Raw genomic sequence first — 13,225 nt, 5'->3', positions numbered from 1 at the left:
AGAGTAGAAAATTTAAGGGGGTTTTAGTACTATGAACATGCGTTGGAGTTTAGATTCTCTTTATCCAGGCTTTGAATCACAAGAATTTGCCAATGATTTTGCTAGACTTGATGATGAGACAACAAAAATTAAACAATGGACTGCTGAGAAGTTAGTCAACAACGAAAATGCCACAGAAAAACTAGAAGAAATAATTGTGCTCAATACACAGTACAGAAAATTATTTTCTAGGTTATTCGCCTTTAGTTCTTTATCTTCTAGTACAGATGCAAGGGACGAGACAGCACTTGGCTATCTAGAGAAACTTCAAGTTAAATCAACAGAGCTTAAAGCTGCACAAGTTCAATTTGAAAAGTGGCTGGGGGGACTAGAAAAATTAGCTGAAATCATAGAGGGCTCTGAAGTACTTAAGGAACATAAATTCTACTTAGAAGAGATAGCTCAAGGTAACAAATATTTATTAAGTGAAAAAGAAGAAGTGCTACTTGCAAAAATGACTGCCACTGGCTCACAAGCCTGGTCAAAATTACAAGACAAGGTATCTTCAACTTTATTGGTTGATATCAACGTAAATGGTGAAAAAAAGAGTCTGCCTTTACCTGTAGTAAGAAACATGGCCCATAGCAAAGACCCTGAAGTCAGAAAAACAGCTTTTGATGCTGAAATTGCTTCCTACAAAAAAATAGAAGAAGCATCTGCAGCGGCACTTAACGGTATCAAAGGTGAAGTCATAACCGTTGCAAAAGTTAGAGGTTTTAAATCTCCACTGGAAAAAACCCTTATTGATTCCCGTATGGATCAAGACACACTAGATGCTATGCTAACGGCCATGAAAGAGAGCTTACCAAGCTTCCATAAATATTTCCGCAGAAAAGGTGAAATGCTAGGACATAATAATGGATTGCCATTTTATGAGTTATTTGCCCCAGTGGGTGAAGTAAACATGGAGTATAGCTATGATGAAGCAAGGGCCTTTATAGTTAAACAATTTAAGACTTTCAGTGATAGATTAGCTGACTTCACTGATGAAGTATTCGAAAAACAATGGATAGATGCTGAGATAAGAGATGGTAAGAGGGGTGGTGCTTTCTGCAGTAATCTACAGACTATCAAGGAAAGTAGAATTCTTACTAACTATTCCGGTAGTCTTGGTAGTGTAACCACCTTGGCCCACGAATTAGGCCATGCGTACCATGGATACTGTCTAAATGATGAAAGCATACTAAACACCAGTTATCCCATGCCATTAGCTGAGACTGCTTCAATTTTTAATGAAGCAATTGTAATGAATGCAGCCCTAAAACAGGCTAATGACGTAGAGAAACTTACTATTTTAGAAGATCAAATTTCCTCAGCAGGGCAGGTTATTGTGGATATCTTAAGTAGATACTTGTTCGAAACAGAGTTATTTAAAATAAGGGAAGACCATTCCCTTTCTGTAAATGAGCTAAAGGAGATTATGCTAGAAGCTCAAAAACAAGCCTATGGCAGTGGATTAGACCATGATCAATTACATCCATACATGTGGTTGAACAAGCCACATTATTACTCTGCCGGTAGAAATTTCTACAACTTCCCATATGCATTCGGATTACTGTTTGCAAAAGGCTTATATGCTGAGTATCTGAAGCGCGGGGAAGAATTTGTTGGACTATATGATCAACTGCTTTCAGTAACAGGAAAAATGACCATCAAAGAAGTAGCTGCAACAATAGGCATTGACGTAACAACTCCAGACTTTTGGAGAAGTTCCCTGAAGCTTATTGAAGAGGATATTGAAGAGTTTATAAAGCTTAGTAAATAACAAAGAACCCGTAAGGGTTCTTTTGTATTTGAAGTCTACTGGTTATGTTAATAATCTATGGGGAATTTTGCGAATTATCAGTTGACAAAGAAAAATGTATAATATATAATCGAGTGGAACAAACTAAAAATTTAATATGATTTTAGGGTGCTTTTACTACAAAGTAAAGCTTAAAAGGGAAAGAGGTTAGAACCCTCTACAGCCCCCGCTACTGTATTCAGGGATGAAATCTTCCATAACCACTGGTTTTTCGGGAAGGGGAAGAAAGTAAGTTGATCTGTAAGTCAGGAGACCTGCCTTAAAATAGAGTTATCATAGCTTCGGTGGGAAGTGAGTGAGTTTTTTTAATACAAAAAAACACATAGTCCACTATGTGTTTTTATTTTTTTGAACTAAATCCTGTGAAAAGAACAAAAAAAGGAGGTTAAAAATGGATAGGGTAATAATAGCAGGCACTTCAAGTGGTGTTGGAAAAACCACAATCAGCCTTGGGATAATGGCAGCCTTAACTAAAAGAGGGGTAAGAATCGCTCCTTTTAAAGTGGGTCCAGACTACATTGACCCTGGTTTTCATTCCTTTGTTACAAATGTACCGTCGAAGAACTTAGATAGCTGGATGCTTACTTCTGAAACTGTGAAATTCCTCTTTCTAAATGGAATCAAAAACAAAGATATGGGAATTATTGAAGGTGTTATGGGTCTATATGATGGATTCGGAAGCATAAAGGACCAGGGAAGCACAGCACACATATCTAAGATTTTAAAAACACCTGTGATACTAGTGATAGATGCCAGTGCCATGTCAACAAGTGCTGCAGCTATTGTGTTGGGGTTTAAACACTATGATAGAGATGTTGATATAAAAGGTATCATTGTAAACAAGGTGGCTGGAAAAGCCCATTATGAAATGATAAAGGAAGTCATAGAGAGGGATGTAAAAATCCCATGCATAGGATTTTTACCATCGTCCCTTAATATTACCCTTAAAAGCAGACACTTAGGTCTTATACCTCCAGAAGAGATTCCAAGCCTAAGGGAAAAAGTAAATCAGCTGGCAGTTGAAATAGAAAAATATATAGACTTAGATCTTTTGCTAGATATCTCAAAAGCAGGTGGCAAACTTGATGATAGTATTAAAATTGTCAGTGATCAACTACAAACCTATGGTGATAACCTAACAATAGGTGTTGCTAAGGATAAGGCTTTCAGCTTTTACTATGAAGACAATTTGGAACTATTAAGGAAGCTGGGAGTCAACTTAGTTTACTTTAGCCCTCTAAGGGATAAAAATGTTCCTAAAGGGTTAGATGGTATCTATCTTGGAGGGGGATTCCCAGAGGTTTTTGCAAAGGAACTTAAGGAAAATAAAGAGTTTAGAGACTCCCTGAAAAATGAACTTGAAGCAGGAATGCCAACATATGCAGAATGTGGCGGTCTAATTTATCTATCCAAAGGTATAGAAGATTTAAGTGGAAACTTTAATGATATGGTTGACTTCTTCCCAATAAAAACAAAGATGAATAAAACCCTACAACGTTTTGGATATACTGAGGTAACTACAAAAACAGGTGTATCTATAAAAGGACATGAATTTCATCGTTCTAGTATAGAAAGTCATAGTATTCCCAGTTACTTTTACCACTGTAAGAAAACAAATAACAAAGGGGAACAGGTGAAAATGTGGGAATGTGGGCTTGTAAAGAAGAAAACCCTAGCAGGTTATCCACACATTCACTTTTATAGCAATTTAGATTTTCTAAAAATGTTATTAGAAACATGTCAAAAAAAGAAAAAAGGAGTGGTATAAAATGAAAAATGCTGTAGTAACTTCAAAAAATAGTGTTACCCAAATGACATACTGTGCAATATTTGTTGGATTATCTTACATAGGGGCGTTGCTTAAGATACAAGGTAGTATAGCTTTTGACTCCATGCCAGCTTACTTTGCAGCTATCCTTCTAGGGCCTAGCTTAGGTGCTGTGGTAGGGGTTTTAGGTCATTTGCTTACTGCTATCACAAGCGGGTTTCCAATGACTTTGCCAATGCACTTGATCATTGCTTCCATTATGGGAGTAACAGTGTTCTTATTCGGATGGGTATATAAAAGATCTAATTATATATTAGCAAGTATCACGGCTATTATATTTAATGGACCAGTGTCTACTCTTTTAGCAGCGTATTTCAGTACATTGCTGGCAATGCAATTTAGTGGATGGACACTTTTTTACGCTATGGTAATTCCCCTTACACTGGCATCTGCTGCAAATGTTATATTGGCAGTTATACTACATAAAGCCATGGGCAAAAGGCTATAAATTAGTGAGAGGAAGAAAATTTAGAGATCTGACCTTAGTACCAATAAACGACTATGATCTTTTGGTTATTTCCTGTGATTCATCTGGGGGAATTGGAAATAAGGAAAATGATTTAGTCAAAGTTCCACCTAGTTTAGTTGGGTACTATACCGCCCATGTGGCATTGTGTGAATTGCTGGCCATAGGTGCCAAGCCAGTTACGTTGATAAACACATTGTCTGTGGAGATGGATGATGCAGGCAAGGAGATACTTAAAGGAATAAAAAGGGCCATAAGCCTTATGGAAGAACAAGAAGAATTACTTGTAACGGGAACTACTGAAGAAAATATTCCTGTCTCACAAACTGCCATGGGCTTAACTGTTATAGGTACAGTAAACAAAAAGACTTGGCAATTACCCAAAACTAATAAAGGTTCCCTAGCAGTTGTAGTTGGTTTACCCAAAGTAGGTGAAGAAGTATCTTTGGATAAAGGGAAGGAAACCTTATCCATACCAATTTTAAACATGTTAGCTAAGAATGATAAAGTACAAGAAATTTTACCAGTTGGATCTAAAGGTATACTATATGAAATTGAGGAAATGGCAGGCTCTAACAACCTATCTTACATTTTAGAGAATCAAATACCAATTGATTTAAAAAAATCTGCTGGTCCTGCAACATGTGCCATATTTTCAGTCTCAGATCAATATTTAAATGAGGTTTGTAAAGATATACCTATACCCTTTAATATACTTGGAAGGTTCATCTAGTCTTAGAAAGCTAACTTTTGACTGAGATTAAGGAAAATATTTATTTTTCATAAAAAAGGAGGTGCTATTATGGGGAAGATTACTGTAGTGACGGGCGGTGCTCGAAGTGGAAAGAGCAGCTATGCAGAACAAATAGCAAAGGGCATAGGCCTAGATGAAAAAGTCCTTTATATAGCCACTGCCATTGCCTTTGATGAAGAGATGCAAGATAGGGTTAATAAGCATAAAGAAGCTAGACCCAAACATTGGGATACATATGAAGGCTTTGAGAACCTCCATGACATAATTCTTGAAAAGGGAGATAAATATAACACTATTTTGCTTGACTGTATAACTGTTATGATTACAAATATCATGTTTAACAACGGAAAATTTGACGAAGATAACATAACACAGGAAGTGTTAGATGAAATTGAAAGTTCTATTACCGATCAACTTGAAAAGCTATTGGCATCAGCCAATGAGAAAAACACACACCTTATTATGGTAACAAATGAGGTTGGAAGCTCAGTTGTACCTGAAGCTAAGCTGGCCCGTGTATTTCGGGACTTGGCGGGTAGGGCCAATCAACTAATAGCTAAAGGGGCCCATGAAGTATATCTGCTAGTTTCCGGGATTCCAGTAAAAATTAAGTGAGGACAATAAAATGAAGATATTTCTTTTGATGTTACAGTTTTTTACACGAATCCCCATAAACAAAGCCATTGATATCAAAGAGGGGGATTTCCCTAAGGGGATTATATATTTTCCATTTATAGGCCTTGTGGTAGGGTCTATAAACGCCTTGTTCTTTTTTTTAAGTTCGAAGCTGTTTGAAGGGATAATACCAATAATCTTAGTATTGATTTCCAATGCCTTTATCACAGGGGCATTGCACTTAGATGGATTCGCAGATACCTGTGACGGTATCTTCTCAGCAAGAAAAAGAGAAAAAATGTTGGAAATCATGCGGGATAGTCGAATAGGTACAAATGGCATGCTGGGCTTATTTTTCTTACTTATTTTAAAGATTGCTTTTTTAGAGGCCATGCCAAGGGAAATAATTCTAGTAGCAATAGTCCTACTACCAACCATTGGTAGAACTGCCATGGCTATAACATTATTTGGAGCTAAGTATGCCAGGGAAGGTGAAGGGCTAGGAGACCTTTTTATTGGTAAAACCAACCTAATGGGTACGACCATGACCGTGGTTATTGCCTTAATGCTGTGTTTTGGATTATTTAATTTGTACGGTGTCATAAGCTTGCTATTAGTATTGCTCTTAGGGTACATAGCCCGTCATTTTTTTATTAAACAATTGGGTGGACTAACTGGCGATTTACTAGGAGCCATAAATGAAATATGCGAAATAGTAGCTCTGCCCATCATTTTGTGGATATACCATTGGGGCCTGTTGTCATGACTCTACTTTATCTAGTAAGGCATGGGGAAACTGTCCTAAACCAAGAGAAGGTATACTATGGTAGAACTGATTGCCTTCTAAACAATAGGGGATTAGAGCAGGGAGATAACTTGAAGAATAGTCTATCAGAGCATAGTTTCGAATTCATTATATCAAGCCCACTGCAAAGGTGTGTTCAAACAGCTCAAATTATATCAGGTAGTGAACAGGAAATACTTTTAGACCATAACCTAGTTGAAATAGACTTTGGTTTATGGGAAGGACTACACCATAAGGAAATTTCTAAAAAATTTCCAAAACAGTGGAAGGATTGGAACGAAGACTGGCAAACTACTCCACCCCCTGGGGGGGAGAGCTTTATAGACATGTACAGTAGGGTTAAAAAAAGTATTTATAAGATACTATCTTACAATGACGGTAAAAAAATTCTACTTGTTTCTCATAAAGGATGTCTCCAGCTAATAACTTCTATTTTGTTAACAGGTAGTCACCACTTGTTTTGGAATTTTACCTTTGAACATGGTAAATACAGTGTGTTAGAGCTAAAGGATGGTCACTGTACTATTAAGAGTTTAAACTGTTGTTGAAAAAAATAAAAAGGAGGTGCTTTTAGTGAAAAGAAGAAGCGTAATGATACAAGGTACTGCATCATCCGTGGGAAAAAGTATCCTCTGTACAGCCCTTTGCAGGATATTAACACAAGATGGATACAATGTTTCGCCCTTTAAATCACAAAATATGTCCCTAAATTCCTATATAACCCATGAGGGTTATGAGATGGGGAGAGCCCAGGTAATGCAAGCTGAGGCATGTGGGAAAGTACCTAAGGTGGAGATGAATCCCATTTTACTAAAGCCAACTACAGACAGAAAGTCCCAGGTAATATTAAAAGGCGTTGTTGCAGAAAACATGGATGCTCCAGAGTATTTTAAATATAAACCGAGACTTAGAGAAATGGTTAAATCCATTTATTATAGTCTTTTAGATAATAACGATATTATTGTGATTGAAGGTGCTGGAAGCCCCGCTGAGATTAACTTAAAAAGTGATGATATTGTAAACATGGGTATGGCAAAAATGGCCAGTTCACCAGTAATTTTGGTGGCGGATATAGATAGGGGTGGTGTTTTTGCTTCTATCTATGGAACTATAATGCTCCTTGATGAAGATGAAAGGAGTATGATTAAAGGAATTATAATTAATAAATTTCGCGGTAGTGTTGAACTATTAAAACCAGGGCTCAAACAAATAGAGGAACTAGTAAATATTCCTGTTCTTGGTGTAATACCTTATTTCAATTTAAATCTTGAAGATGAAGACAGCGTTACAAACTGGAGTCAGTACAGTGACAACCCAATGGGAGATTTAGATATAGCTATACTAAAGCTTCCTAAAATATCTAATTTTACGGATTTTAATGCTTTGAGAATGCATAATGATGTGAAACTGAGATTTGTGGATATAGACAAACCTATGGCCTTGGGTAACCCCGACATGATAATAATACCTGGAAGTAAAAACACCATAGAAGACCTAGAAGCAATCAAAAAAACTGGAATTGATAAAGAAATTTTGAAAGCCAACAAAAATGGTAGCAACCTCTTTGGTATATGCGGGGGATTTCAAATGCTAGGTCAAGAGATTCTAGATCTAGAAGGTGTGGAGTCGACCACTAACAGGATTGATGGTTTAGCATTATTGCCTGTAATTACAGAGTTCCAAAAGAGTAAAGCAACAACCCTATCCCAGGGGACTGATTGCATATTCAATACCAGAGTAAAAGGATATGAAATTCATATGGGTAGAACAAAGAATCTAAATGACATGAAACCACTGATTAGAATAAAAGAAAGGACTGGCTTGAACTCCCCAGGTGAAAATGATGGGGCAGTCAACGGTGACCTAACAATATTTGGAACTTATCTACATGGAATCTTTGATAATGCAGAGTTTACCAGGAATCTACTTAACAATGTGAGAAAGAACAGGGATAAGGAAATTGTGGACATAGTGGTTCAAGATTTCTGGGATCACAAAGAACAGGAATTTGACAAACTAGCTGACATCGTTCGGGATAATTTAGATATGGAAGCTGTTTACAAAATACTAGAGGAAGGTATTAATGATTAGTATATTAACGGCATTTACAATGGATATGATTTTAGGTGACCCTTATTGGTTTCCCCATCCAGTTAGAATAATTGGCATTTTCGTCACTTCCATGGAGAAGCTTATACGAAAAGTATTTATGTACCCTAAAGGATTAAAGCTTGGCGGGGTTATTTTAGCACTATCCACTGTTTTTATTACGTTTGCTACAGTGGCATTGACACTTCATTATTCAAAAAAAGTACATACCTATCTATTTTGGGGAATTAACATAATCTTTCTTTGGACAAGCATTGCCCCTAAAACATTAAAAGTGGAGAGTATAAAGGTGTATAAGGCACTAAAAGAAAATGATATCTCTAATGCTAGAATCCTACTGTCTTATATTGTGGGGAGAGATACAACTAGCCTTAATGATAGTGAAATAGCAAAGGCAGCTGTTGAAACAGTGGCAGAAAACACCTCCGACGGTGTAATAGCCCCCTTGATTTACATGTTTTTAGGTGGAGCACCTTTAGCCTTAGCATATAAAGCTATAAATACCCTAGATTCCATGGTGGGTTACAAAAACGAAAAATACATGCACCTCGGATGGGCATCAGCAAAGTTAGATGATATAGCAAACTATATACCTGCAAGAATCACAGGGATATTAATAATCATGTCGTCAGCAATACTTGGCCTGGACACACAAAGAAGTTTCCTAATACTTAAAAGAGACCATTTAAAACACAGCAGTCCAAATGCAGGTTACCCTGAGGCTGCCACCGCAGGAGCTTTAAATATTCAGCTAGGCGGAGCTAACTATTATCATGGAAAACTTGTTGATAAACCAACAATTGGAGATGACACTAAAGAAATTTCCCATGAAGACATTAAGAAGGTAAACAGTCTTATGTATACATCGGCTTTTCTAACACTAATGATATTTTTGGTAATCTCTATACTGGTTAAATAGAGGAGTGAAAAAATGAATTTCCATGGAGGAAATATATATAGCTATAAAAATGACAGACTTATAGATTTTAGCTCCAACATAAATCCACTGGGTGTGCCCAAGAGCTTTGAAATTAAATTAGTACAAAATATATCAGATTTTACCCGTTATCCCGATATCCAATACCTTGAGTTAAGGGCTGCCATTGCAAAATACTTAAAAATAGACAATGTGGAATCTATAATTGTGGGAAATGGCGCAGTTGAAATAATATACAAGACTATTTCAGTACTAGATGTGGAGAAAGTAGTTATCGTTGTACCTACCTTCTCAGAATATAAACGGGCTGCTGAAATTGAAAAAATCCCTGTGGAGGAGGTGAATGCTTATTTAGAAAACGGATGTTTAGACTTGACATGTTTACATAGGAGTATATCAGAGAATTCACTGATGGTGTTATGTAACCCAAACAATCCAACGGGTACATTAACAAACCTAGATTCAATGATGGATCTCGCTTTAACACTTAAGGCTAAAAATAGCTACCTTCTAGTTGATGAAGCATTTATAGAATTTACAGAGGGTTACCCTAGAAATAGTATGATTTACCAGATAGACAAACTGCCAAATGTAATAGTTGTGCGTGCTGTTACGAAATTTTTCGGTATGCCGGGTATACGATTAGGATATACCGTTATAAATGATGGAGATCTGGCTAAGAAAATAAGCAATAAAATGGAGCCGTGGAATATTAATACAGCTGCAGTTATAGCAGGGCTAAGTGTTTTAGATGACCAAGCCTATATTATTGAATCAAACCAATGGATAGCAAGAGAAAGAAGATATCTCTATGATGAGTTAAAAGAAATCCCAGGATTAAATGTATTACCAACACAAGCAAATTTCATATTGCTAAAGTCAGATAAGTTATCTGCCAAGGAAATAAAGAAATGGCTATTGGAAAGGGATGTTTTAATCCGAACACCTGAAGGTTTCACTGGACTAACCCCATACCATTTCAGAATTGCAATCAAAGATAGAAAAGCTAACAGTAAGCTGGCGGGTTTATTAAAGGAGTTATTTATTTAATAAATACACAAAAACAATAAGGAGATGGAGAAATGTTTAGAAAATTATTGAGTTTATTTATGGTAATGAGTTTAATGCTTTTTGTAGTTGTAGGATGTACATCCCAGGAAAAAGATGAAGATCCAGATGTTGTTGAAGGTACAGATTTCCCCTTTTCTATTAAAGATTCCTATGGACAAGAACTAACCTTTGAAAGTAAGCCTGAGCGAGTAATATCTGTAGCTCCAAGCATAACAGAAACAATTTTTGCATTGGGACAACAGGAGGTTTTAGTTGGAAGAACTGATTTTTGTGACTACCCTGCTGATGTCAGCGCAATTGACTCAGTAGGTACCCTTAGAGAGCCTAATATTGAGAAAATAATTGAACTTGAACCAGACCTTGTAGTTGCGTCAACCCATTTCAGTGAAGATGTGTATGATAAATTAGAAAGCCTTGGTATAAAAGTTATTTTGCTGAACCCACAGAATAGTTTTGAAGGGGTATACGAGGTCATATCTAAGCTAGGCCAAATTCTTGATGTAAATGAACAAGCAACAAACATGATAAATGAAATGAAAGATTTGGTGAATTCCGTTGAAGAAAAAATCAAAGACCAAGAGAAGCCTACAGTTTACTATGTTGTTGGATATGGTGAATATGGTGACTATACTGCTGGTGGGGGTACTTTTATAAGTGAAATGATTGCAATGGCTTCGGGTATTAATATTGCTGATGACATGGAGGGTTGGAGTTACAGCTTAGAGAAATTAGTTGAGCATGACCCACAAATTATGATAGTATCAAAATACAACAATGTAATAGATGGAATCAAAGAAGCAAATGGGTATCAGGATTTAACAGCAATCATTGAGGGCAATGTATTTGAAATAGATAATAATCTCCTAGATAGACAAGGGCCACGACTTGCGAAAGGGTTTGAGGAACTTGCAAAAATTATCCATCCAGATGCATTCAAATAAATAAAATGAGCTTTATTGAGAAAAAAAGTCAGTACAACACATTGTTTATAGGAATACTTATTGCCCTAGTTACTCTAGTTATATATGTAAGCACTTTAGGTGTTGCAAATATATCATTTTTAGATAGCTTAAAGATCATGCTAGAAAGGATACCTGGATTAGGTAGGTATTTTAGTACAGAGGAAATTCCAAATACCCATAGAGTAATAGTGTGGCAGATACGACTTCCTAGGATATTCCTAGCTGCTATTGTGGGCATGGGTCTATCTGTTGTGGGTGCAACATTTCAGGGGATGTTTAAAAATCCCATGGCAGACCCCTATGTCATTGGTGTTTCATCTGGAGCAGCGCTTGGAGCAACCATAGCTATTGTTTTAGGATTAAGTAGATTCACTGGAGGGTTAGGATATGTAAATTTACTAGCTTTTATTGGAGCTATAGTCACAGTGACTTTAGTGTACAATATAGCTAGGATTGGAAATAAGGTTCCTACTATTACACTACTGTTAGCTGGAATTGCCGTAAGTGCCCTGCTTTCCTCTATAATTTCTGTACTGATGATATTTAACAGAGACAAAATAGAAAGTATTGTTTTTTGGACCATGGGTAGTGTGGCTGCGGCTAGCTGGAAACATGTCTTTACACTTTTGCCTATAGTTTTAGTTGGGACATTATTGATAATCTGTTATGCAAGGGATTTAAACCTTCTCATGGTTGGAGATGATACAGCGAAAAATCTTGGAGTTGAAGTGGACAAAACTAAAAGGGTTCTCTTGGTTATCTCTTCGGTCATCATTGCTTTTAGTGTTTCCGTAAGCGGAATAATTGGGTTCGTTGGTTTGATAATACCCCATGCCATTAGAATGCTTGTGGGCCCGGATCACAGAGTTCTCATTCCTTTTTCAGCCTTAGGTGGTGCGATATTTTTAATATTAACTGATACTTTGGCAAGAACAATTATAGCTCCCACAGAAATCCCTGTTGGTGCAGTCACGGCCATCTTTGGGTCACCCTATTTTATTTACTTACTATATAAGACTAAAAAGAAGGTGATTCAGTAATGCCCCATATAACTGTAAAAGACCTGAGATTTAAGTATGGCGAAGAAACGGTGCTAGATGGATTGAATCTTGACATACAAAGGGGTAAATTCTATAGTATTTTAGGGCCCAATGGGTGTGGGAAAACAACCCTTTTAAAAAACATGCTAAAGATATTGGAGCCCAATAAGAATTCTATCTTTATTGAGGGAAATGACATCTATAATCTATCCACAAAAAAAATGTCTAGATTGGTAGCATCTGTACCCCAAGATACATCAGTGGATTTTGACTTTTCAGTTCTAGATATTGTACTTATGGGAAGAACACCATATCTTAAATCCTTTGAATTAGAAAGTGAAAAGGACCTGCAAATAGCCAAAGAAGCTATGGAGATGACAGACACCTTAAGACTTAAAGATAAGTCCATAAAAAATCTAAGTGGTGGAGAAAGACAAAGAGTTATAGTGGCAAGGGCTATTGTACAGCAAACTAATATTTTACTATTGGATGAGCCAATATCACACTTGGACATTAACCATCAAGTTGGATTGCTAGATACTGTGGCTTTTCTGTGTAAAGAGAGAGAAATAACTGTATCAGCAGTTCTTCATGATATAAATATGGCCGTAGAATACAGTGACTATATAATACTGTTAAACGAGGGATGTGTTGTGGCAATGGGCACTCCTAAGGAAGTTATCAAAAAAGAAATTGTTCAAAGAGTTTATAAAATGGATTGTTGTGTCATAGAAAACCCCATAACAGGTAAACCCCACGTCATACCCATAGGTAAAGGAAGGAGAGCGATCTAAC

At 36.7% G+C, this 13,225-nt stretch carries 13 protein-coding genes and 1 riboswitch; all 13 genes read left to right on the top strand.

Features of this window, described 5'->3' with window-relative positions; all coding sequences use genetic code 11:
* Positions 1-31: 31 nt before the first annotated feature.
* The 13 genes from HYG86_RS03360 to HYG86_RS03300 all read left to right on the top strand — a co-directional run bounded on the left by HYG86_RS03360 (position 32) and on the right by HYG86_RS03300 (position 13,224).
* Positions 32-1,804: a M3 family oligoendopeptidase gene (locus tag HYG86_RS03360; protein WP_213167537.1), complete on the top strand. Its 1,773-nt coding sequence runs from the start codon at positions 32-34 to the stop codon at positions 1,802-1,804.
* 128 nt (positions 1,805-1,932) lie between these two features.
* Positions 1,933-2,119, top strand: a riboswitch (cobalamin riboswitch).
* A 115-nt stretch (positions 2,120-2,234) separates the two neighbouring features.
* Positions 2,235-3,611: a cobyrinic acid a,c-diamide synthase CobB gene (locus tag HYG86_RS03355; protein WP_213167536.1), complete on the top strand. Its 1,377-nt coding sequence runs from the start codon at positions 2,235-2,237 to the stop codon at positions 3,609-3,611.
* A gap of 1 nt (position 3,612) precedes the next feature.
* Complete coding sequence (locus HYG86_RS03350; RefSeq protein WP_213167535.1) at positions 3,613-4,119, top strand: ECF transporter S component; 507 nt, start codon at positions 3,613-3,615, stop codon at positions 4,117-4,119.
* A 4-nt stretch (positions 4,120-4,123) separates the two neighbouring features.
* Complete coding sequence (locus HYG86_RS03345) at positions 4,124-4,870, top strand: AIR synthase related protein (RefSeq protein ID WP_213167534.1); 747 nt, start codon at positions 4,124-4,126, stop codon at positions 4,868-4,870.
* Between the two features lie 69 nt (positions 4,871-4,939).
* Positions 4,940-5,506, top strand: coding sequence for a bifunctional adenosylcobinamide kinase/adenosylcobinamide-phosphate guanylyltransferase (gene cobU / locus HYG86_RS03340; RefSeq protein ID WP_213167533.1), 567 nt, complete (start codon positions 4,940-4,942; stop codon positions 5,504-5,506).
* A 10-nt stretch (positions 5,507-5,516) separates the two neighbouring features.
* Positions 5,517-6,272: an adenosylcobinamide-GDP ribazoletransferase gene (cobS, locus tag HYG86_RS03335; protein WP_213167532.1), complete on the top strand. Its 756-nt coding sequence runs from the start codon at positions 5,517-5,519 to the stop codon at positions 6,270-6,272.
* Positions 6,269-6,859, top strand: a complete 591-nt coding sequence (cobC, locus tag HYG86_RS03330) for an alpha-ribazole phosphatase (RefSeq protein WP_213167531.1) — start codon at positions 6,269-6,271, stop codon at positions 6,857-6,859. Before cobS ends, cobC begins: the two co-directional genes overlap by 4 nt.
* A gap of 43 nt (positions 6,860-6,902) precedes the next feature.
* Positions 6,903-8,402, top strand: a complete 1,500-nt coding sequence (locus HYG86_RS03325; RefSeq protein ID WP_343064230.1) for a cobyric acid synthase — start codon at positions 6,903-6,905, stop codon at positions 8,400-8,402.
* Positions 8,395-9,339 carry an adenosylcobinamide-phosphate synthase CbiB gene (cbiB, locus tag HYG86_RS03320; protein ID WP_213167529.1) on the top strand — a complete coding sequence of 315 codons (945 nt, stop codon included), beginning with the start codon at positions 8,395-8,397 and terminating at the stop codon, positions 9,337-9,339. Before HYG86_RS03325 ends, cbiB begins: the two co-directional genes overlap by 8 nt.
* 12 nt (positions 9,340-9,351) lie before the next feature.
* Positions 9,352-10,407 (top strand): pyridoxal phosphate-dependent aminotransferase, encoded by a 1,056-nt coding sequence (locus HYG86_RS03315; RefSeq protein ID WP_213167528.1) that lies wholly within the window; start codon positions 9,352-9,354, stop codon positions 10,405-10,407.
* 32 nt (positions 10,408-10,439) lie between these two features.
* Positions 10,440-11,369 carry an ABC transporter substrate-binding protein gene (locus tag HYG86_RS03310; RefSeq protein ID WP_213167527.1) on the top strand — a complete coding sequence of 310 codons (930 nt, stop codon included), beginning with the start codon at positions 10,440-10,442 and terminating at the stop codon, positions 11,367-11,369.
* A 5-nt stretch (positions 11,370-11,374) separates the two neighbouring features.
* Positions 11,375-12,430: a FecCD family ABC transporter permease gene (locus HYG86_RS03305; protein WP_213167526.1), complete on the top strand. Its 1,056-nt coding sequence runs from the start codon at positions 11,375-11,377 to the stop codon at positions 12,428-12,430.
* Positions 12,430-13,224: an ABC transporter ATP-binding protein gene (locus tag HYG86_RS03300; RefSeq protein WP_213167525.1), complete on the top strand. Its 795-nt coding sequence runs from the start codon at positions 12,430-12,432 to the stop codon at positions 13,222-13,224. Before HYG86_RS03305 ends, HYG86_RS03300 begins: the two co-directional genes overlap by 1 nt.
* The last annotated feature ends 1 nt before the right edge of the window (position 13,225 follow it).

The sequence above is a fragment of the Alkalicella caledoniensis genome, assembly GCF_014467015.1.
GTDB classification, from domain to species: Bacteria; Bacillota; Proteinivoracia; order Proteinivoracales; family Proteinivoracaceae; genus Alkalicella; species Alkalicella caledoniensis.
Note: the sequence above shows the minus strand (reverse complement) of the source record. Positions and strands in the feature narration are given on the sequence as shown.

Coding starts and splice junctions, on each gene's coding strand:
- HYG86_RS03360 (WP_213167537.1), top strand. CDS start 32: ATGAACATGCGTTGGAGTTTAGATTCTCTTTATCCAGGCTTTGAATCA.
- HYG86_RS03355 (WP_213167536.1), top strand. CDS start 2,235: ATGGATAGGGTAATAATAGCAGGCACTTCAAGTGGTGTTGGAAAAACC.
- HYG86_RS03350 (WP_213167535.1), top strand. CDS start 3,613: ATGAAAAATGCTGTAGTAACTTCAAAAAATAGTGTTACCCAAATGACA.
- cobU (WP_213167533.1), top strand. CDS start 4,940: ATGGGGAAGATTACTGTAGTGACGGGCGGTGCTCGAAGTGGAAAGAGC.
- cobS (WP_213167532.1), top strand. CDS start 5,517: ATGAAGATATTTCTTTTGATGTTACAGTTTTTTACACGAATCCCCATA.
- cobC (WP_213167531.1), top strand. CDS start 6,269: ATGACTCTACTTTATCTAGTAAGGCATGGGGAAACTGTCCTAAACCAA.
- HYG86_RS03325 (WP_343064230.1), top strand. CDS start 6,903: ATGATACAAGGTACTGCATCATCCGTGGGAAAAAGTATCCTCTGTACA.
- cbiB (WP_213167529.1), top strand. CDS start 8,395: ATGATTAGTATATTAACGGCATTTACAATGGATATGATTTTAGGTGAC.
- HYG86_RS03315 (WP_213167528.1), top strand. CDS start 9,352: ATGAATTTCCATGGAGGAAATATATATAGCTATAAAAATGACAGACTT.
- HYG86_RS03310 (WP_213167527.1), top strand. CDS start 10,440: ATGTTTAGAAAATTATTGAGTTTATTTATGGTAATGAGTTTAATGCTT.
- HYG86_RS03305 (WP_213167526.1), top strand. CDS start 11,375: ATGAGCTTTATTGAGAAAAAAAGTCAGTACAACACATTGTTTATAGGA.
- HYG86_RS03300 (WP_213167525.1), top strand. CDS start 12,430: ATGCCCCATATAACTGTAAAAGACCTGAGATTTAAGTATGGCGAAGAA.